The sequence below is a fragment of the Delftia sp. WY8 genome, assembly GCF_018437695.1.
Taxonomy (GTDB): Bacteria; Pseudomonadota; Gammaproteobacteria; order Burkholderiales; family Burkholderiaceae_C; genus Comamonas; species Comamonas tsuruhatensis.
In genome coordinates this window covers 2,072,363-2,090,726 of sequence record NZ_CP049795.1, presented here as the reverse complement: position 1 = coordinate 2,090,726, position 18,364 = coordinate 2,072,363, and the positions used below count along the sequence as shown (strand labels likewise).

Here is an 18,364-nt window from a genome sequence, read left to right as displayed (position 1 = left end):
CGCCATGAATTTTCAACGCTTCTTCGGTCCCCACCTGCGGCTTGTCGGCATGGCCCTGCTGTGGGGCGCTTCCTGGCCTGCGGGCCGCGTGGTGGCACAGAACATGCCGCCGCTGGCAGCCGCCAGCCTGCGCTTCCTGCTGGCCGCCGCCGTGCTGCTGCCGTGGCTGTACTGGGCCGGTGGCATGGCGGGCCTGCGGCAATGGAGTGCCAAACGCTGGCTGGGCATGGCGGCCGCCGGCGCCACGGGCGTGTTCGGCTATGCGGCCTTTTTCCTCATGGGGCTGCAGCATGTGCCGGCCGGCAAGGCGGCCCTGGTGATCACGCTCAACCCCGTGCTCACGCTGGCGCTGGCGGTCTGGCTGTTCGGCGAGCGGCTCAACCGCACCATTGCCCTGGGCATGGCGCTGGCGGCCTGCGGCGCCGTGGTGGTGATCTCGCATGGCCAGCCGCTGGCGCTGCTGCAGGGATCGGTGGGCGCGGGCGAGCTGCTGATCCTGGGCTGCGTGGTGTGCTGGGTGAGCTACACCCTGATCGGTCGCTGGCTGCTCACGGGCGTGGATGCGCTGTCGGCCACGGCCGTGACCTCGACCATGGGCGCGGCCATGCTGCTGGTGGCCAGCCTGGTGGTCGAGGGGCCGGCCGGCCTGCAGGCTGCCGTGCTTGGCAACGGCACTGCCTGGGGCGCGCTGGCCTTCCTGGCCTTCGGCGCCACGGCGCTTGCCTATGCCTGGTACTTCGACGGCGTCAAGGCGCTGGGCGCGGGCGCGGCCTCGGGCTACATCACGCTGGTGCCCGTGATCGGCGTGGCGCTGTCGGCGCTGTGGCTGGGCGAGAGCATCGATGCCAGTATCGTGCTGGGCGGCGGCATGGCCGTGGCCGGCACGGCGCTGATGAACTGGGGGCGCAGGCCTGCGGCTGCGGTGCACGTGGTTGCCAAGCGCACCGCAGTCCAGAGCTGAACGGACCCCGTCCGGATCAATCCAGCGAGGCGCCCGAGGTGCGCACGCGCTCGCCCTGCACCTGGTAGTCGCGCACCAGGAAGTCGCGGTATTCGGCGGGGCTGGAGGCCACGGCCACGTAGGAGAACGCGTCCACCTGGGTCTTGCGGAATTCGGGCTCCAGCAGCACGCGGCGCACATCGGCGGCGATCTTCTCCACCAGGGGCGCCGGCGTTCCAGCCGGTGCCAGCAGACCGATGTTGAAGACAGCCTGGATGTCGCGCACGCCGGCTTCCTTGAAGGTGGGCACATCCGGCAGGGCGATGCTGCGTGTCTCCGAGGACACGGCCAGGGCCTTGAGCTTGCCCGACTTGATGTGCTGCTCGATCACCGACACGCCCAGCACCGCTGCGTCGATCTGGCCGGCGATGACTTCGGGGATCAGCGGTGCGGCGCCCTTGTAGGGCACGTGCACCATCTCCAGCCCTTCCTGCTTGGCGAACATGGCCAGCGGCAGGTGCACGATGCCGCCCGCGCCCGATGAGCCATAGGTCAGCGGTTTGGTCTTGCCTGCCTGGCGTGCCTGAGCGATGAACTCCTGCAGCGTGCCGGCCTTGGAGCTCTGGGGCACGAAGAAGACCATGGGCACGCTGATCAGGCGGGAGATGGGGGCGAAGTCCTTTTGCGGGTTGTAGGGCAGCTTCCGGTACAGGTGCGGGTTCATGGTCAGCGACGCTTCGGTCGCGGCGAACAGCGTGTAGCCGTCGGGTGCGCTCTTGGCCACGTACTCGGCCCCGATGATCTCGTTGGCGCCTGTGCGGTTGAGGATGACCACGGGTTGCGACCAGACCTTGTTCAGGCGCGTGGCCAGCGCGCGTGCCAGGTTGTCCACGGGGCCGCCGGCCGCGTAGGGCACGACGATGTTCACCGGCTTGGAAGGAAAGGCTGCCGGAGCCTGGGCGTGTCCCAGGGCGGGCACGAGGGCCACGGTGGCGGTCAGCAGGGTTGCGGCGATGCGATGCAGGCTGGACATGGTGTGGGAAGCGGATACGGTGAAGCAGGCCGCACTCCAAGGGGCGGCCTGCTGTGGAACGGACGAACCGAAAAAAAATGGCAGGCCGGAAGGCCCCGGAAGGTGGCGGAGCCTCAGGCGCGCACACGCTCCATGCGTGTCAGCGGCAAGGACTCGCCTTCGCTGACTGCGGGCTGCAGCACGAAGTCGAAGCGCGTGCGGACGAAAGGCGCGTTCACGCCCAGCGACTCATAGCCGGCCGGCGCCACGCCGCGCTCCAGCTCGACGATCAGGCCGTCGCGCGTGGCGAAGGCGAAGTCGTCGTCCAGGTAGGTATCTCCGGGCAGGTTGACCTGGGTGGTCAGCGTGCGCATGCCGGGTGCAACCACGAGGAAGTGGATGTGGGCGGGACGATGGCCGTGGCGTCCCAGCGCGTCGAACAGTTCCGAGGTGGGGCTGTTCGGCGGTATGGAGTAGCCGGGCGGCACATAGCTGCGAAAGCGGTAGCGGCCCTGGTCGTCGGCTTCTATGCGGCGGCGCAGCTCGTAGGGCTTCATGCCCGGGAAGAAGTGCGAGTAGCCGCCCTGGACATTGGCATGCCAGACATCGATGAGCGCATGCGGCAGAGGCTGGCCGTCAAGATCCAGCACCCGTCCTTCCATCACGAAGACCTCGCCCTGGGGTTCGCCCTCGTCCAGGCGCGCTTCCGCTTGCGACAGCGGTGCACCGGCCACGAACAGCGGGCCTTCGATGGCGCGCGGCGTGCCGCCCGCACGGCCGGCACGCGCATCGGCCTCGTCGCTGCGGATGTCCAGCAGCCGGTCGAAGCCCAGGCCTGCCGTGATCAGGCCCAGCTGGCCGCTGCTCCCCAGGCGGCCCAGCCAGTCCACGGTGGCCCAGAACTCATCGGGCGTGACATCCATCTCGTCGATGGTGTGGAACAGATCGCTGACGATGCGCTGGGTCAGCGCCCGCACGCGGTCGCTGCCAGGGGCGATCTGCTTGCTGTTGACCAGATTCAGCAGCTGGTCCTGGGACAGTTCGGACATGTTTGTCTCCTCGTGGTTTTATGGGATGTCCTGGAAAAGAGAAGCGCTCAGTCCATGCTGATGTTGCGCTCCGTGATCACCTTGGTCCAGCGCACGGACTCGGCCTGCAGGTGCCTGGCCGCTTCCTCGGGCGTGGAGCCCACGACTTCGGCGCCGATGGCCTTGAAGCGTTCGAGCACGTCGGGCTGCTTCATCTCGGCCACGAAGACCTGGTTGAGCTTCTTGACGATGGCTGGCGGCGTGCTGGCGGGCATGAAGACGGCGAACCAGGGCGAGACCTCGTAGCCCTTGATGCCGGCCTCTTCCATGGTGGGCACGTCGGGCATGCTGGACGAACGCTTGGCCGTGGTCACGGCCAGGGCGCGCAGCTTGCCCGACTGGATGTGCGGGCGCGCCGAGGTGATGGAGTCGAACATGTAGTTGACCTGTCCGCCCAGCAGGTCGGACACGGCCGGGCCCGATCCCTTGTAGGGGATGTGCAGGATGTCCACGCCGGCCAGCGAGTTGAACACTTCGCCCGCCAGGTGGATGGAGGTGCCGTTGCCGGCCGAGGCATAGGTCAGCTTGCCGGGCGAGGCCTTGGCGGCGGCCACCACGTCGGCCACGCTCTTGACGTTGGGCTGGGTGGAGTTGGTGACCAGGATGTTGGGCACCACGGCCAGCACGCCCACGGGGGCGAAGTCCTTGATCGGGTCGTAGCTGAGCTTGCGGTACAGCGGCTTGTTGGTGGCCATGCCGATGGAGGTGATCATCAGCGTGTAGCCGTCGCCGGGCTGCTTGGCCACGAAGTCGGCGCCGATGTTGCCGCCGGCGCCGGGACGGTTCTCGATCACGAAGGGCTGGCCCAGCGTGCGGCCGGCCTTCTCGCCCAGGGTGCGCGCGATGGCGTCCATGGCGCCGCCCGGCGGGAAGGGCACGATCCAGCGGATGGGCTTGCTGGGCCAGTTGGCCTCGGGGGCCTGCGCATGGGCGGCGGGCATCACGGCGGACAGGCACAGGCTTGCGGCTGCGGCGGTCAGAAAACGGCGTTTCACATTCACTTCAGTTGTCTCCGAACAATTTGGTCTTGGTTTGGGCTGTGCTCAGGCGATGGCCGAGGGATGGCGGGCCAGCGGCGTGACCTGGATGTCCATGTAGGGGAACAGCGGCAGGCCCTGCAGCAGCTCGTGCAGCTCGTCGTTGGAGGCCACGTCGAACACGCTGTAGTTGGCGTACTCGCCCACCACGCGCCAGATGTGGGGCCAGCGTCCGTCGTGCTGCAGCTGCTGGGAATAGGCCTTCTCGCGGGCCTTGATCTCGGCTGCCACGTCGGCGGGCAGGTCGTGGGGGATCTTCACGTCCATGCGGACCAGGTAAAGCATGTTTGTCTCCAGGAGGAATGAAAGGAATTCAGGTCGCAGCCCCGGTCCGGGCCTGCCCCATGTCGAAGTGCTGCGGCTGGCTGCCGGCCAGCGCGCGGTCGAAGCGCGCCAACTGCTGCAGGTCGATCTCCAAGCCCAGGCCGGGCCCGTCGGGCAGTTGCAGCTCGAAGTCGCGGACGGCCATGCGCTCGGTGACGATGTCGTCCACCAGCAGCTGGGGGCCGAACAGCTCGCAGTTGTAGTGCTGCCCGCCCAGCGTGGCAAAGACATGGGCCGAGGCGGCCGAGCCGATCGAGGTCTCCAGCATGGTGCCGCCGTACCAGCCGATATCGGCCGCCTGGGCAATGGCCGCCACCTTGCGCGTGCGCAGCAGGCCGCCGTGCTTGGCCACCTTGAGCGAGAACACATGGCTGGCCTGCTCGCGCGCCAGGCGCATGGCGTCGTAGGGCGTGCACACGCTCTCGTCGGCCATGACCAGGGCGCCCTGCAGCGTGGCGGTCAGCTCGCGCAGCGCGGGCACGTTCCAGCCGGCCACGGGCTGCTCGATCAGGGTCACGCCGGCATCGATCAATTGCGGCAGAAAGCGCCGCGCCGTGGCGCCGTCCCAGGCCTGGTTGACGTCCACGGTCAGCGTGGCGCGTCCCTGCAGGCCGCGTGCGATCTCGCTCACATGGGCCACATCGGCCTCGGGCGTGCGCGCGCCGATCTTCATCTTGAAGATGCGGTGGCGCTTTTGCTCCAGGCGCAGCTGGGCCTCGGCCAGGTCGCGCTCGATGTCGCCGCTGGCCAGCGTCCAGGCCAGGGGCAGGCTGTCGCGCTGCTTGCCGCCCAGCAACTGCCACACGGGCAACTGCAGGCTGCGCGCCACGGCGTCCAGCAGCGCGATTTCCACGGCGCTCTTGGCAAAGGCATTGCCCTTGCAGGCCAGGTCCATGCGCGAGAGGCAGGCCTCGAAGCGCGCGCCGTCCTGGCCGATCAGGCTGGGCGCCAGGTGGTTGGCGATGGCATGGTGGATGCTCTCGGGCGATTCCTCGTTCCACGACGGGCCGCCAATGGTGGCGGCCTCGCCAAAGCCCGTGGCCCCGTTGCGCAGCCACAGCTGCACGATCACCGGGCTTTGCCGGCTGATGGAGCCGAACGACAGCTTGTGCGGGCGGATGGTGGGAATGTCGAGGATCCGCGCCTCGATGCGCTCGATCAGAAAACGGTCTTGCATGGCAATGGCTGGTGTCCTGGCTGGCGGCGGCTGCCGGCAATGGACACAAGCGTAAATCCATGCATTGTGTGGATCTATTGAATTATTTGTGAGAAATCATTCGATGGTGTCGATGTGTTGAATGCCTGCGCGGCAGGCAGGGGGCGCGGCAGCCTTGTGCTGCGCACGCCCTGTGGCGACGGGATCAGAAACTGCTGCGCAGCGTGACCATGATGCTGCGCGGCAGGCCGTAGTAGTTGCTGCGCGTGGCCGTGCCCACGCGCTCCCAGTAGACGCGGTCGAACAGGTTGTCGATGTTCACGGCCAGCTTGACCTGGGGGGTGAGCGGGTAGGCGGCATAGACGGACCAGACGCCGTAGCCGCCCGCTCGCCAGCGCACGGTGCCCAGGGTGTCGTAGAACTCGCTGACGGCGCGCACGCCCGCGCCCAGCTCCAGCCCCTGGGCCACGGGGCCGGCCACGCGGTAGCGCGCCCACAGGTTCACGCTGTGGCGCGGCGACATGGTGCTGAAGTCGGTGCCCGTCTGCGTGACGGTGCCCTGCAGGTATTTGGAGCGCATGTAGGCGTAGCTGGCCGCCACGTCCCAGCGCGGCGACAGCGATCCGACCACTTCGGCCTCGAAGCCTTCGGAGCGCACCTTGCCTGCGGGGATGACGAAGGCGGCATCGGCGGGGTCGGCCAGCGCGCGGTTGGTGTCCTGCATGCGGTAGACGGCGGCGGTGGCATTCAGGCGTCCGTCCAGCAGGCTGCCCTTGATGCCGGCTTCCACCTGCCGGCCCTCGCGCGGGGCGATCTGGCCGCCACCGGCCAGGCGCCCGCCTTGCGGCTGGAAGATGCGCGACTGGCTGGCGTAGAGCGTCCAGCTGTCGTTCAGATCGAAGAGCACGGCGGCGAAGGGCGTGAACTGGCCATCGACCTCGTAGCCCGAGCGCGTGTTCTGCAGCCGGTCCGAGGTTTCTGTCTTCCACCAGCTCTTGCGCGCGCCCGCCACCAGGGTGAGGGCCTGCGTGGGCTTGATGCGCAACTGGCCGTAGACGCCGCGCAGGCTGGTGCGCGTGAGGTCGTCGGCAAAGGGCTTGAAGCTGGGCTCGGGGATGGAGGAGGGGTCGTAGTGGAACAGGTCGGCCGGCGTGTTCATGGCGCCGCGCAGCATGCGCAGGTGCATGTTGGAGCTGCGGTAGTCCGCGCCCGCGATGAAATGGTGCGTCTGCCCGGCCCATTGCCAGGGCGTGCTGTAGTAGATGTCGGCCGTGGTGTCGGCGTAGTCGCGGTCCACGGTCTGGGCCTGGGTGAAGCGGCTGATGCCGGTGTCCGATACGGCCGAGTAGCCGTTGATGTACTTGTCGCGCTGCTGGCGCAGCACACGGCGGGCGGCCAGCTTGAACAGGCCGCCGCCGTCGAGCCGCGTCTCCGACTCGATGAAGCCGGCCAGCGATTCAGGCGCGGCGCGGCCCCAGTCGGCGGCAATGGCCACGTCGCGCGGAATGGGGGCCAGCCTGCCGTCGGCGTGGGCGGGCAGGCCGGTGTCGTAGTTGCCCCGGCCGCGCTGCCAGGTGGCGCCCACCGAGACCGTGCTCTGGGAAGTGACGTCCAGCTCCACCGTGCCGTACAGGGCCTGCTTGTGGCCGTCCATGGCCATCACGGGGCTGCCGAAGTTCTCGTGCAGCGCCACCACCCGGCCACGCAGGCGGCCATCTTCGGACAGCGCTCCGGTGACATCCACCTCGGCCCGCTTGCGGCCCCGCGAGCCCAGGCCGATGGCGCCCTGGCCCTGGTAGTCCGGCAGGGCGCGCTTGCGCACCAGGTTGAGCATGACGCTGGGCTCGCCCGCGCCCGAGAACAGCCCGGCCGGCCCGCGCAGGGCCTCGACCCGGTCGAACAGGGCCAGGTCCAGCGTTTCCTGGGTGGCCGGATTGCCGCTGACGGTGAGACCGTCCAACTGGTAGGTGGAGGACTGGTAGCCGCGCGAGAGGATGTCGCTGCGCCCGCCCGTGCTGCTTTGCCGGCGCACGACGATGCCGGGCACCACCTTGGCGGCTTCGGTGAGCTCCACGAAGTTCTGGTCATCGAGCCGTGCGCGCGAGATCACGGATACGGACTGCGGCGTCTCCCGGGCCGTCAGCTCGATCTTGGTGGCCGCGCTGGCATAGGGCGCCCGGTAGCTGCCCGTGCCTTCCGTGCGGCCGTCGCGCAGGGCCGTGGCTGTCACCCGCACTTCGTCCAGCGCGGTCTGCGGGCGCGCCGGGGCGGGGCGCAGCAGCCAGCCGCCCTGGGGCTGGGCAGAGGCTTGCAGGCCGCTGCCGGCCAGCAGGCGCTGCAGTGCCTCGGCCGGCTCCAGGCGGCCCTGGACGGCGGGCGCGGTCTTGCCTGCCAGCAGGGAGCTGTCGGCCGCGATGCTGGTGCCGGTGGCGCGCGCCAGGGCCTTGATGGCGTCGGACAGCGGCTGGGCCGGCAGGTCGATGTCGGCAGGAGCGGCCAGGGCTGGCGTGCAGGCCAGTGCCGCCGCGCAGGCGAGCAGGGACAGGCAGGCGCGTGCCGGGCGGGAGGAAAGAGGGCGGGCGGGCATGGCGGGAACGTTCTCCTGGGTATCGGTTGTGCTCGCCTGTATGACGGGGCAGCCCGCCGGATCCCTGATGTGCGTTGGCCGCTTTTTTTCAGTTTTTCCGGATTTTTTCCGGCGCCGTGCTGCGCGGGGCCAGCCAGGTGGCGCCGTCGCGCTCCTGCACGCGCACGGCGGCGATGCGCGGCAGCGCGTCCAGGAAGCTCTCCACATCGGCGCGCTGCACGGCGGCCGTGATGTGCGGCCCGCCCGTGCCGTCGGCGACGGCCGCACGCACGGGCTGGCGGCGCCAGCGCGACAGCGTGGCCGCGATCTCGCCCAACCCGGCGCTGTCGAAGACGATGAGGCCGCGTTCGATGGACGAGAAGCTGTCGCGCGCATCGCGCTGCACGCGGCGGGGGAGGGGGCTGGCGTGGGCGCCATCGGCTCCGGGTGCGGCACCGGGGGCGGCACCGGCGCTTTCGTCCGGCAGTTCCCCCACTTCGCCCGCCTGCAGCAGCAAGAACGGTGCTCCTTCGGCACCTTTCACCGCCAAACGCACCGTTCCATGCTCCACGCTCACCCGCACCAGTCCCGGCAGGCGGTTGACGGTGAAGCGCGTGCCCAGCACGGTGATGCGGGCCTGGCCGGCGGCGATGGTGAAGGGGCGGCCTGCATCCCTGGCCACGTCGAACAGGGCCTCTCCCTGCTCCAGCACCACGGCGCGCTGGCGGCGCGTGTAGCGCGTGGCGATGCGGCTGGCCGGTCCCAGGGTCAGCACGCTGGCGTCGGGCAGGTTCAGCACGATGCGTTCGCCAATCGCACTGTCGCGGGCCAGGGCGAACACGGTGGTGTCCTGCCATTCAAGCCAGCCGCGCCATGCCAGCAGGCCCGCCGTGCCCAGGCCGGCAACGCCCAGCACGCCGCGGGTGATGATCGCGCGGCGCGCGTTGCTGCGTGTGTCGCGGCGCTGGCGTGCGGCGGTGTCCACCGCCGTGGCCAGGGCCTCGGTGCGGGGCGTGGAGTCGAAGTCCTGCCACAGCGCCTCGAAGGCGGCGTATTCGGCGGCGTGGCGCGGGTCGGCGTCCATCCAGCGGCGCCAGGCAGCGGCATCGGCGGCGCCCGGCCGCGCTCCCGCATCCCGGTGCATGCGTATGAACCAGCGCGCGGCCTCCTCGCGCGGCGTGCTCATGGCGCGAGCAGCTCGCGTGCGGCGCGCAGGTCCAGCAGGGCGCGCATCAGGTGGCGCTCCACCATGTTCAGGCTGATGCCCAGCATGGCGGCAATCTGGGGCTGGGAGTGGCCTTCCACCTTGCACAGCCAGAACACCTCGCGGCAGCGCGCAGGCAATCCCTGGATGACACGCTGCACGGCGCCCAGGCGCTGCTGCAGGTCGGCCAGCATCTCGGCCGAAGGCGCCGTGAAGGCTTCCTGCAAGGCGATTTCGTCCGCGCGTGCCACCGGGTGCTGCGCGGCGCCGGCCTCGCCTGCCAGCTCGGGCAGGGGCACGAAGCGACGCTCATGCGCCATCTGGTCGGCCAGCACGGTGCGCGCCACCACGCGCAGGTAGGCATGCGGCTGGGCGATGCCTTCGTGCCGGCCGCTGAGGGCGTAGCGCACGAAGGCGTCATGCAGCACATCCTGCGCGCGGTGGATGCAGCGCGTGCTGCGCCAGATGGCGGGCAGCAGGCTGCCATAGGCCCAGTGCAGGTCCAGGCCCAGCCAGGCTGCAGGAGTCGGATGGCGTGTCATACAAGCAAGCGGGGAGGGAAGGCAGGCGGGCAGGGCGGGACGAAGTGCTGGCATTCTAAATGAGACTTTTTCTCATTTGTTGCCGCCCGTTTGCCACTTGTTCACCACCCGTTTGCCGGCCGCAGGCGCGCCGGCCGGCGGTGCCGCTACAGCAGCTCCGCCGGGCGCGTCTCCGATGCGCTGCGGCAGGGAAGGGTGATGCGAAACAGCGAGCCGCCCTCGGGCCGGTTGCTGGCCACGATGGTGCCGTCCATGGCGTCGATGATCTTGCGGCAGATGGCCAGCCCCAGGCCCGTGCCGCCCGAGCCGTTGCGGGTCTTGCTGGACTGCACGAAGGGCTGGAAGATCTTGTCCAGCTCCTGCGGCGGAATGCCCGGGCCCTGGTCGGAGAAGGCGATGCAGATGTCGCCCTGTCCGTCGATGCGGCCCTGCACATCGATGCGCCCGCCGATGGGCGAGAACTTGATGGCATTGGCCAGCACATTGCGCACCACCTGCTGGAAGCGCACGGGGTCGGCCTTGGCGATCAGCGGGGCGTCGTCGAGTTCGAGCCGCAGGTCGATGAGCTTGTGCTGCTGCTGCGGCTCCAGCTCGCGCACGACCGGCCGGATCAGGCTGCGCAGATCCGTGCGCTCCAGGTGGATGGTTCCCACGGCGCTGTCCAGCTTGGCCACATCGAGCAGGTCATTGACCAGGGCCAGCATGCGCTGGCCCGCCGCATGGATGTCGTTGAACATGTCGGCCATGGCGGGATTGCCGCGCGAGCGCAGGCTTCCCAGCTCGGCAAAGCCCATGATGGACTGCAGCGGGGTGCGCAGCTCATGGCTCATGTTGGCGACGAATTCCGACTTCACGCGGAAGGCCTCCTCGGCCGCGTCGCGGGCCTCGCGCGTGGCATGCTCGGCCGCGCGGAATTCGCTCACATCCACAAAGATGCTGAGCACGCCGGTGGTCTGCCCCTGGGCATCCTTGACCGCCGCCTTGGAGATCTGCACGTCGCGGTAGCTGCCGTCCACGTGGGGCAGCCTGGCCTCCAGCACCATGCGCTGGCCCGAGCGCATCACGACCTGGTTGCTGCGTATCTGCAGCAGGGCATCGTCGCGCGAGTGCAGTCCCTTGATCTCGTGGCCGAGCACGGCATAGCGGCCGCGGCCGAAGAAGTCCTCCCAGGCCTTGTTGACCAGTACCACGCGGTGGTCCGCGTCGGTGACCAGCATGGGCAGGGGCGTGGTCTCGAACAGCAGGTGCTGGAAGGCCAGCTGGGTCTGCAGTTCCTGCTGCGCCTTCCAGCGGGCCGTCACGTCCACGGCGCTGCCCGCGAAGCCCACGAGCCGGCCGTCGCGCAGCAGGGGGACGACGGCGATGTCGCAGAGTATTTCCCGGTGGCCCGGCAGCTGGAACATGGCCTGGCAGTTGCGCGGCGCCAGCCGGGCCAGGGGATCGAGCAGGGCCTGGATCTGCGCGCGGTACGGGCCGTCCACGATGTTCTCCAGCGGCTGCCCTACGGCCTCGGAGCTGGGCTGGCCGGTCAGCTGTTCCCAGCGTGCGTTCACGAAGGTCAGCAGACCCTCGCTGTCGGTGCGAAAGATCAGCTCCTGCACGCTGCGCATGAGCACGGCCATCTCGTGCTCGCTGCGCGCCAGGCGTGCCTGGGCCTGCTCCATGGCCTGCTGTGCCGTCTTCTGCTCCCTGCGCGTCTTGAGCACCGACCAGCTCAGGCCCAGCACCAGGGCCAGCAGGGCCACGCCGGCCACGAAGAAGGCGAAGGCGTCATCCCTCCAGCGCGCCACCAGGGCTGCGTAGGGCTCCTCCACCACCAGCAGCAGGGGCCAGTTGCGCACGGTGCGAAACGACACGATCTCATGGGAGCCGAGCATGCCCGCGCCGATGTAGGAGCCGAATTCGCTGTGCGGCAGCCACTGCCGGAACAGCGGTGTCTGCAGCACGGCGGTCGCCTGCACGCCCGTGCCCGCATTGGTGCTGGCCAGCGGCCGGCCGTCGTAGGTCAGCAGCACGGCCTCGTAGCTGAGGATCTCCAGCGTGGCCTGGTAGAAGTTGGCCACGGCGTCGGGGTTGATCAGGGCCACCAGCACGGCGGGCATGCCGTTGTCCTGGTGAAAGCCCAGCAGCTGCGGCAGAAACGACACGCCGCGCGGCGACGGGTGCGCGCGGGGCGCCAGGGCCGACAGGCCACGGCCGGGCACCAGCCGGCCCAGCAGGGGCTTGCCGGGCACGACGACGGCGCTCTTGTCGTGCAGCAGCTCCTGCATGTCGATCTGCTGGCCGGCCTCGCCGGCCTGGGTGCTGGCCAGGATGAGTCCCTTGTCGTCGAGCAGGGCCATGCTGCGCAGGTAGGGCAGCTGGGCGATCAGCTGGGCCATGGCGGCCTCGCGCGTGCTGCGCGTGCTGCCGGCGGCCAGGATGGCGGGGTGGTGCGCCAGGCTGGACAGGGCCATTTCGGTGTTCTCGAAGGTCTTGGCCGTCTGGTCCTCCAGCACGCGCGCCAGCAATGCGGCCTGGGACTTGCTCTGGTCGGCCTCGGCGTGCAGCTGGCTCCAGACGAAGAGCACCAGCCCGGCAAGCACGCACAGGGCAAAGGTCAGCACCAGTGCCTTGATGTGGGCGCTGCGTCCGGCACCCAGGAAATGATGCGCGGTAGCTCGATCAGACATGATGAAGATGCTCCATCAGAAATTCCGGGGCGCGACGATGGCGGTCAACCCGTCGTGCGACACAGGAACGGGCCGGGCCGGCGCGAACGCCTGCATCCAGTGCCAGCCGTCCGCCAGCCTGCGGCTGGACGGGCCGTCTGCCATGGACAGGTCCACGCGGCCGGTCTCCCGTGCGCGCATCATCATCAGTCGCTCCTTTCAAGGCTTGCCAGGATCTGCAGCAGCCGGGTCGGGCTGAAGGGCTTGACCAGGTATTCGTCGGCGCCCGCATTGAAGCCCGCCTCGCGGTCCTCTGCGCTGTCCCGGGCGGTGAGCAGCACCACCAGGGTATGCCGCAGATCGTAGGAGGTCTTGATGCGACAGCACACCTCCAGGCCGTCCAGCGTGCCGGGCATCATCATGTCCAGCAGCACGATATCGGGCTTGTTGCGCTGGGCCACGGCCCAGGCTTCGTCGGCGGTGGGCACCTCCATGACCTCGTAGGCGCCGGACTCCAGCGTCATGCGCAGCAGTTTGCGGATGTCGGCCTGGTCTTCGACGATCAGTATCTTCTTCATGGCGGACCTTTCACAACGCAGTTGAAGGGGGGCTGCGTGAGGTTAAATCATAAATATCAAATTCATCAAATTTATATTGAATTTTTCAATCGTATTTGATGCAAAATTGCTGCCATGTCCGAGAACAGCACCCCATCAGGCCAAATTCCGCACTACACGACTGCCGAGGTGGCAAAGCTGCTGGGCATGGCCGTGCGATCGGTCCAGCTCATGGTCGATCGCGGCGAGCTGGAGGCCTGGAAGACGCCCGGAGGCCATCGCCGCATTACGCGCGCTTCCGTGGAGCGCTGGCGCAGCAGGCAGGGCGAGCGCGCAGCGCCCGGGGTGCCCGGCGCACCAGCGGTGGCAAAGGCGCCGGCCCCTGCCCAGGCGGGTTCGGGCACCGGGCAGCGCGTGCTGCTGATCGAGGACTCCGTGCACTTCCAGAATCTGGTGCGCATGCTGGTGCAGCGTCACTTTCCCGACGTCCAGCTGCATGTGGCGAACGACGGGATCACGGGCATGGCGCTGTACGGCCAGATCCAGCCCGATGTGCTGCTGGTGGACATCCTGCTGCCCGACATCGATGGAGCCGCCCTGATCACCACCTTGCGCACCCATGAGCAGTTCGCGCGCTGCAAGCTGCTGGTGGTCACCTCGCTGGAGGCGTCAGAGCGCGAGGCCTATGCCTTCGCATTGGGCGGCGTGCGCGTGATCCACAAGCCCCAGCTGGTGCAGGAACTGCCCGAAGCGCTGGGCGGGCTGCTGGGCGGGCCGGCGGCGTGAACGCGCCCCTTCCCGCGGTCCTGCTGGTCGAGGACGATGCCTCGATTGCGCGGTTCGTTGCGCTGGCGCTGGAGGGCCTGCCGCTCACGCTGGTGTCCTGCACGAGTGCGGAGCAGGCCCAGCAACTGCTGCAAACCCAGCCCTTTGCCCTGCTGATCACCGATCTGATGCTGCCCGGCGCCTCCGGCGTGGAGCTGATCGAGTGGCTGCGCCGCTCGCCGCAGGCGGGCTGCTGCGCCGTGGTCTTCAGTGCCGGCGTGCGGGCCGATGTTGCGCTGCAGCTGGAGCAGTTGAAGGTGTGGCGCGTGCTGCTCAAGCCGGTGTCGGTGGCGCAACTGGTGGACTGCGTGGAGTCGGTGCTCCAGCAGCATGCGCCGCCTCCCCCTCCCAGGCAGGAGGCCGGGACGGGCGAGGGCGCCGATGCGCAGCCGGATGTGCGACCGGATGTGCAACCGGATGTGCAACCGGATGTGCAACCGGATGCGCCGTCGGACGCGCTCGCCATCGCCAATTTCTTTGGTGGCGACGCAGGCCTGTTCCACAGCTACCGTGACATCTGCCTTGCACACTTGCCCGACGATATCGCCCGGATGGAGGTCCTTATCGCGGAGCAGAACGCCATGGCCCTGCGCAGGCAGGCGCACAGCCTGCAGAGCGTGTTGCGCCTGCTGGGACAGGAGCGGGCCAGCGGACTGACCAGGAGCCTGGAGCAGGCCTGCCTGGCTGGCGACTGGGCCGGTGTCACCGATGTCTGGCGGCCACTGGGCGCAGCCTTGCAGCAGCTGCTGGAAAGCGCAGGCCAGCGCGACCTGCGCGACTGAGCGCCGTGCCGGCCTGCCCCGGCTTCAGCCCGGCGGCCTGCGCCGCAGCCATCCATGCCAGATCCCTGCCGCCGTGGGAACGGCCAGGCAGACGCCGGCCAGCATGTCGCCAAGGCCGCCGTCGCTGAACAGGGCCGAGACCAGGCCGATGGCCGTCAGCACGCCCAGCGCGATGGGCCAGCCCCAGAGGGCGAGAAAGCCCCGGTGTCGCGCGCCGCTCATGCCGAGACCTCCTTGCCGCGCGGCGCGGGCTGCGGGGCCGGCAGGCTCTTGCCCTTGTTGACCCACAGGTACAGGCCCGTGCCCAGCACGATGATGCTGGCGATGTCCAGCAACGCCCAGAGGATCTGCATGGCCCGCCCGCCGTAGTCGCCGAAGTGCAGCGGCTGGGACACCAGCAGCGCCGTCAGATACCAGGGCAGGGCGGGCGCGGCCGTGACCTGGGCGGTCTTGGCGTCCACCAGCACGGGCAGGAACAGGCGCGAGGTCAGGGGCTCGTTGCCGCGCAGGAAGAAGGTGTGGTGGTGCGGGCTGGAGAACGTGGTGCCGGGGAAGGCGATGAAGTACAGCTTGGTGCCTGGCACCTGTTGCTGGGCGGCCTGCAGCGATTGCTGCAGCGAGGCGCGCTCCGCCACCGGGACCGTGTCCTGGCCCTGGTAGGGCGCCAGCACGCTGCTGAGCTGGTCATGCTGCCAGTACTTGATCAGCAGGTCGGCCCAGGTATTGATCATGCCGGTGGCGCCCACCACGAACAGCCACACCAGGGTGACGATGCCCAGCAGGTTGTGCAGGTCCAGCCACTTCAGGCGCGGCTGGCGCGTGCGGCGCACGGTGCCGAAATCGAGCTTGCGCATGAAGGGCGCGTACAGCACCACGCCGCTGACGATGGCGATCAGCAGCAGCAGCCCCATGAGGCCGAGGAACAGCTTGCCCGGCAGCCCCGCGAACAGGTCCACGTGCAGCTTGAACATGACCCACATGAAGCCCTGGTCGAAGCGCGGCTGGGCCAGCAGCTCGGCCGTGCGCGCATCGATGACCACGGAGCGGAAATCGTCCGTGGGCGCCGGCGTGGGCGTCATGGTGACGAACCAGAGGTCGTCGGTGTCGTCGGACTTGGAGACGAACTGCACCACGCGGTCCGGGTGCTGGGCGCGGGCCACCTCCAGCACCTTGTCCAGGCTGGCATGGGGCGTGCCCTGGGGCATGGGCGGGGCCTCCACCTCGGTGCCCAGCAGGTGGCCGATTTCGTGGTGGAAGATCAGCGGAAGGCCGGTCAGGCACAGCAGCAGCATGAAGACGGTGCAGACCAGGCTGCTCCATTTGTGCAACCAGGCCCAGGTCTTGATCGTGTGGCTTTGCATGGGATGTTTTTTCTCTGACAGAAGGGGGCCTGGGGCCCCCGCCATCACCGCGCCCCCGGCGCCATGCCGGGGGCGGGGCGGTTGCCGGTGGCCGGTGGCTTAGAAGTCCACTTGTGCGGACAGCATCAGCGTGCGCGGCGCGCCCGTGGTGGTGTAGCCGGCGGCAGTCACCCAGTAGCTCTTGTTGCTGACGTTCTCCAGGCTGGCGCGCAGCACCACCGGCTTGCCGGCCACATGGGTGCGCAGGCGTGCGCCCAGGTCCAGGCGTGTCCAGCCGGGCATGCGCAGGATGTTGGCCGCGTCGTAGTACATGGACGAGGTGTGGATCACGCGGCCATTCAGGCTCAGGCCCTCCACCCAGGGCGTATCCCAGTCCAGGCCCAGGTTGAAGGTGCGCTCGGGCACGCCGTTGGCATCGTTGCCCTGGTTCACGCCGCCTGCCGTGCGCGAGAGCTTGGCGTTGTTGAAGGCCGCGCTGGCCAGCAGGCGCAGGCCTTTCTGGATCTCGCCGTAGGCGGTCAGCTCCAGGCCGCGGTTGCGCGTCTCGCCGCCGAAGCTGTAGACATTGGTCACCGGGTCTGTCATGGAGCCCGGGCGCTGGATCTGGTAGAGCGCGGCCTGCGTGGTCATGCGGCCCCAGTCCACCTTCACGCCCACTTCGTACTGCTTGGACTTCTGCGGCGCGAACACCTGGCCGGCATTGGCCGTGTTGGGCCCGGCCGTGCCGCCTGCCGACAGGCCAGCCGTGTAGTTGGCGTAGACCGAGACATTGTTCTGCGGCTTGAACACCACGCCGGCCAGCGGCGTCACGGCGCTGGCCTTGTACAGCGTGGTGCCGCTGGCGTTCTTCTGGTCGATGGTCTGGTCGCGCAGGCCCACGGTCACCAGCACGCGGTCGCTGAACAGCGCCATGGTGTCGGCCAGCGCCAGGCTGTGCTGCGTCAGCTCGGCGTTCTTGGTGGGCGCGCCGCGCACGAAGTCGATGGCAGGCAGGGGCGACGGGTTGTAGATGTTGGAGGGGACGGCTTTGGTGGTCAGCTGGTAGAAGTAGCCGCTTTCGCGGTCCATGTAGTTGGCTGCGGCCACCACGGTGTGGCCGATGGCGCCGGTCTTGAAGCGCGTGCGCAGGCCCACGTCGGCCGAGGTGGTCTTGTTGAACTCGTCGTAGAAGCCGTTGCGCACCGTGAAGTTGCCCAGCGAGTCGATGCGCTGCACGGCCGTGGGAAAGCTCTGGTCACTGGACACATCGCTGTAGCCCACGCCGCCGTAGACGGAGGTGTTGGCGTTGATGTCGTATTCCACGCGCGAGATCACGGTCTTGGCCTTGTCCAGCAGCTCCGTGCCCGGGTTGAAGTTGGTGCGGCTGTCGGGCACGGCGGGCACCTGGGTGATGCCGGCCAGGAAGGCGCTTTGCGGGCGGAATTCCGTGGTCTTGCCGCTGGTGGTCAGCGCGTCCAGCGACCAGCGCAGGCCCTGGCCTTCGTAGTCCAGGCCCACCGATGCCAGGCCCAGGCGCTGGCGGCCGCCGTCGATATTGCCTTCGCCGTTGCGCCACACGCCGTTCACGCGCACGCCCCACTGGTTGTCTTCGCCAAAGCGGCGGCCCACGTCCAGGTGGGTGCCGAACTGGGCCTTGCCCATGTAGGTGGCGGTCAGGCGGTTCAGCGGCACGTCGCCCGCGCGCTTGGTCACCACGTTGATGCTGCCGCCGATGCTGCCGTTGGGGCCCACGCCATTGGTCAGCGAGCCGGGGCCCTTGAGCACTTCCACGCGCTCGATCACCTCCAGCGGCAGGCGCGTGGAGGGCGACAGGCCGTACAGGCCGTTCACCGACACATCGCGCATGGACAGGGAAAAGCCCCGCACCTGGAAGTCATCGCCATAGCCGCCGCGCGCCTGCAGGGTGCGCACCGAGGCGTCGTTCATCACCACGTCGGCGATGGTCAGCGCCTGCTGGTTCTCGATCAGCTCCGAGGTGTAGTTGGTCGTGCTGAAGGGCACGTTCATCTGGTCGGTCTTGCCCAGGATGCCCAGGTCGCCGCCGCGCGCGATCTGGCCGCCGGCATAGGTCTTTTGCAGTCCGCCAATGGCCTCGGCCTGGTCGCTCACCGTCACTTCCTTGAGGGCCGGGCCCTCGGCCGTCTGGGCCGCCACGCCCACGGCGGCCAGGGCCAGGCCGGCGCTCAGGCATTGGCGGATCAGGCGCGTGAGGGGATGGGGAGCGAAGCGGAAGTCCGCAGGAGTGCTGTGGTGCGTCATGGCAGTCATGTGCAAAGGTTGGAAAAAGCGGGAGGAAAAACCGTGAAGAAAGACCGGAAA

General features: G+C 68.8%; 17 protein-coding genes. 3 read left to right on the top strand and 14 right to left on the bottom strand.

The features are described 5' to 3' along the window. The first annotated feature begins 4 nt into the window (after window positions 1–4). The gene (locus G4D77_RS09570) at window positions 5–961 is read left to right on the top strand and encodes a DMT family transporter (RefSeq protein WP_016454176.1); all 957 of its coding nucleotides are present in this window, start codon (window positions 5–7) and stop codon (window positions 959–961) included. Between the two features lie 16 nt (window positions 962–977). On the opposite strand, the gene G4D77_RS09565 is transcribed toward G4D77_RS09570, so the two are convergent. The 11 genes from G4D77_RS09565 to G4D77_RS09515 all read right to left on the bottom strand — a co-directional run bounded on the left by G4D77_RS09565 (window position 978) and on the right by G4D77_RS09515 (window position 13,098). After that, window positions 978–1,973: a Bug family tripartite tricarboxylate transporter substrate binding protein gene (locus tag G4D77_RS09565; RefSeq protein ID WP_016449021.1), complete on the bottom strand. Its 996-nt coding sequence runs from the start codon at window positions 1,971–1,973 to the stop codon at window positions 978–980. Window positions 1,974–2,086: 113 nt separating this feature from the next. Then, window positions 2,087–3,001, bottom strand: coding sequence for a dioxygenase family protein (locus G4D77_RS09560; protein WP_154835364.1), 915 nt, complete (start codon window positions 2,999–3,001; stop codon window positions 2,087–2,089). A 47-nt stretch (window positions 3,002–3,048) separates the two neighbouring features. After that, window positions 3,049–4,041 carry a tripartite tricarboxylate transporter substrate binding protein gene (locus tag G4D77_RS09555; RefSeq protein ID WP_154835362.1) on the bottom strand — a complete coding sequence of 331 codons (993 nt, stop codon included), beginning with the start codon at window positions 4,039–4,041 and terminating at the stop codon, window positions 3,049–3,051. A gap of 42 nt (window positions 4,042–4,083) precedes the next feature. After that, complete coding sequence (gene catC, locus G4D77_RS09550; RefSeq protein WP_012203794.1) at window positions 4,084–4,362, bottom strand: muconolactone Delta-isomerase; 279 nt, start codon at window positions 4,360–4,362, stop codon at window positions 4,084–4,086. 28 nt (window positions 4,363–4,390) lie between these two features. Further along, window positions 4,391–5,578: a muconate cycloisomerase family protein gene (locus G4D77_RS09545; RefSeq protein ID WP_126312541.1), complete on the bottom strand. Its 1,188-nt coding sequence runs from the start codon at window positions 5,576–5,578 to the stop codon at window positions 4,391–4,393. 184 nt (window positions 5,579–5,762) lie between these two features. Continuing rightward, the gene (locus G4D77_RS09540; RefSeq protein ID WP_154835360.1) at window positions 5,763–8,144 is read right to left on the bottom strand and encodes a TonB-dependent siderophore receptor; all 2,382 of its coding nucleotides are present in this window, start codon (window positions 8,142–8,144) and stop codon (window positions 5,763–5,765) included. A gap of 88 nt (window positions 8,145–8,232) precedes the next feature. Then, window positions 8,233–9,309 (bottom strand): FecR family protein, encoded by a 1,077-nt coding sequence (locus tag G4D77_RS09535; protein WP_154835358.1) that lies wholly within the window; start codon window positions 9,307–9,309, stop codon window positions 8,233–8,235. Next, complete coding sequence (locus tag G4D77_RS09530) at window positions 9,306–9,869, bottom strand: RNA polymerase sigma factor (protein WP_016449015.1); 564 nt, start codon at window positions 9,867–9,869, stop codon at window positions 9,306–9,308. Before G4D77_RS09530 ends, G4D77_RS09535 begins: the two co-directional genes overlap by 4 nt. 146 nt (window positions 9,870–10,015) lie before the next feature. Continuing rightward, the gene (locus tag G4D77_RS09525; RefSeq protein ID WP_154835356.1) at window positions 10,016–12,541 is read right to left on the bottom strand and encodes a sensor histidine kinase; all 2,526 of its coding nucleotides are present in this window, start codon (window positions 12,539–12,541) and stop codon (window positions 10,016–10,018) included. 15 nt (window positions 12,542–12,556) lie between these two features. Next, complete coding sequence (locus G4D77_RS09520) at window positions 12,557–12,727, bottom strand: hypothetical protein (RefSeq protein ID WP_016450121.1); 171 nt, start codon at window positions 12,725–12,727, stop codon at window positions 12,557–12,559. Next, window positions 12,727–13,098, bottom strand: a complete 372-nt coding sequence (locus G4D77_RS09515; protein WP_017407052.1) for a response regulator transcription factor — start codon at window positions 13,096–13,098, stop codon at window positions 12,727–12,729. The genes G4D77_RS09520 and G4D77_RS09515 overlap by 1 nt, the downstream gene beginning before the upstream one ends. Before the next feature lie 114 nt (window positions 13,099–13,212). Between G4D77_RS09515 and G4D77_RS09510 the strand changes: the two genes are divergently transcribed. Continuing rightward, window positions 13,213–13,863, top strand: coding sequence for a response regulator (locus G4D77_RS09510; protein ID WP_047326000.1), 651 nt, complete (start codon window positions 13,213–13,215; stop codon window positions 13,861–13,863). Further along, window positions 13,860–14,684 (top strand): Hpt domain-containing response regulator, encoded by an 825-nt coding sequence (locus G4D77_RS09505; RefSeq protein ID WP_154835354.1) that lies wholly within the window; start codon window positions 13,860–13,862, stop codon window positions 14,682–14,684. The genes G4D77_RS09510 and G4D77_RS09505 overlap by 4 nt, the downstream gene beginning before the upstream one ends. Window positions 14,685–14,708: 24 nt before the next feature. On the opposite strand, the gene G4D77_RS09500 is transcribed toward G4D77_RS09505, so the two are convergent. The 3 genes from G4D77_RS09500 to G4D77_RS09490 all read right to left on the bottom strand — a co-directional run bounded on the left by G4D77_RS09500 (window position 14,709) and on the right by G4D77_RS09490 (window position 18,313). Next, a complete protein-coding gene (locus G4D77_RS09500; RefSeq protein WP_016450117.1) occupies window positions 14,709–14,906 on the bottom strand; it encodes a hypothetical protein in 198 nt (65 codons plus the stop codon). Then, complete coding sequence (locus tag G4D77_RS09495; protein WP_154835352.1) at window positions 14,903–16,045, bottom strand: PepSY-associated TM helix domain-containing protein; 1,143 nt, start codon at window positions 16,043–16,045, stop codon at window positions 14,903–14,905. Before G4D77_RS09495 ends, G4D77_RS09500 begins: the two co-directional genes overlap by 4 nt. Window positions 16,046–16,144: 99 nt before the next feature. Further along, window positions 16,145–18,313, bottom strand: a complete 2,169-nt coding sequence (locus G4D77_RS09490; protein WP_154835351.1) for a TonB-dependent receptor — start codon at window positions 18,311–18,313, stop codon at window positions 16,145–16,147. Window positions 18,314–18,364: the final 51 nt, after the last annotated feature.

What these genes read in the sequence shown, in the direction of transcription:
- G4D77_RS09520 (WP_016450121.1), bottom strand. Translation starts at nt 12,727, where the DNA reads ATGATGATGCGCGCACGGGAGACCGGCCGCGTGGACCTGTCCATGGCA.
- G4D77_RS09495 (WP_154835352.1), bottom strand. Translation starts at nt 16,045, where the DNA reads ATGCAAAGCCACACGATCAAGACCTGGGCCTGGTTGCACAAATGGAGC.
- G4D77_RS09560 (WP_154835364.1), bottom strand. Translation starts at nt 3,001, where the DNA reads ATGTCCGAACTGTCCCAGGACCAGCTGCTGAATCTGGTCAACAGCAAG.
- G4D77_RS09565 (WP_016449021.1), bottom strand. Translation starts at nt 1,973, where the DNA reads ATGTCCAGCCTGCATCGCATCGCCGCAACCCTGCTGACCGCCACCGTG.
- G4D77_RS09510 (WP_047326000.1), top strand. Translation starts at nt 13,213, where the DNA reads ATGTCCGAGAACAGCACCCCATCAGGCCAAATTCCGCACTACACGACT.
- G4D77_RS09515 (WP_017407052.1), bottom strand. Translation starts at nt 13,098, where the DNA reads ATGAAGAAGATACTGATCGTCGAAGACCAGGCCGACATCCGCAAACTG.
- G4D77_RS09500 (WP_016450117.1), bottom strand. Translation starts at nt 14,906, where the DNA reads ATGAGCGGCGCGCGACACCGGGGCTTTCTCGCCCTCTGGGGCTGGCCC.
- G4D77_RS09540 (WP_154835360.1), bottom strand. Translation starts at nt 8,144, where the DNA reads ATGCCCGCCCGCCCTCTTTCCTCCCGCCCGGCACGCGCCTGCCTGTCC.
- G4D77_RS09525 (WP_154835356.1), bottom strand. Translation starts at nt 12,541, where the DNA reads ATGTCTGATCGAGCTACCGCGCATCATTTCCTGGGTGCCGGACGCAGC.
- G4D77_RS09535 (WP_154835358.1), bottom strand. Translation starts at nt 9,309, where the DNA reads ATGAGCACGCCGCGCGAGGAGGCCGCGCGCTGGTTCATACGCATGCAC.
- G4D77_RS09545 (WP_126312541.1), bottom strand. Translation starts at nt 5,578, where the DNA reads ATGCAAGACCGTTTTCTGATCGAGCGCATCGAGGCGCGGATCCTCGAC.
- G4D77_RS09530 (WP_016449015.1), bottom strand. Translation starts at nt 9,869, where the DNA reads ATGACACGCCATCCGACTCCTGCAGCCTGGCTGGGCCTGGACCTGCAC.
- catC (WP_012203794.1), bottom strand. Translation starts at nt 4,362, where the DNA reads ATGCTTTACCTGGTCCGCATGGACGTGAAGATCCCCCACGACCTGCCC.
- G4D77_RS09490 (WP_154835351.1), bottom strand. Translation starts at nt 18,313, where the DNA reads ATGACTGCCATGACGCACCACAGCACTCCTGCGGACTTCCGCTTCGCT.
- G4D77_RS09570 (WP_016454176.1), top strand. Translation starts at nt 5, where the DNA reads ATGAATTTTCAACGCTTCTTCGGTCCCCACCTGCGGCTTGTCGGCATG.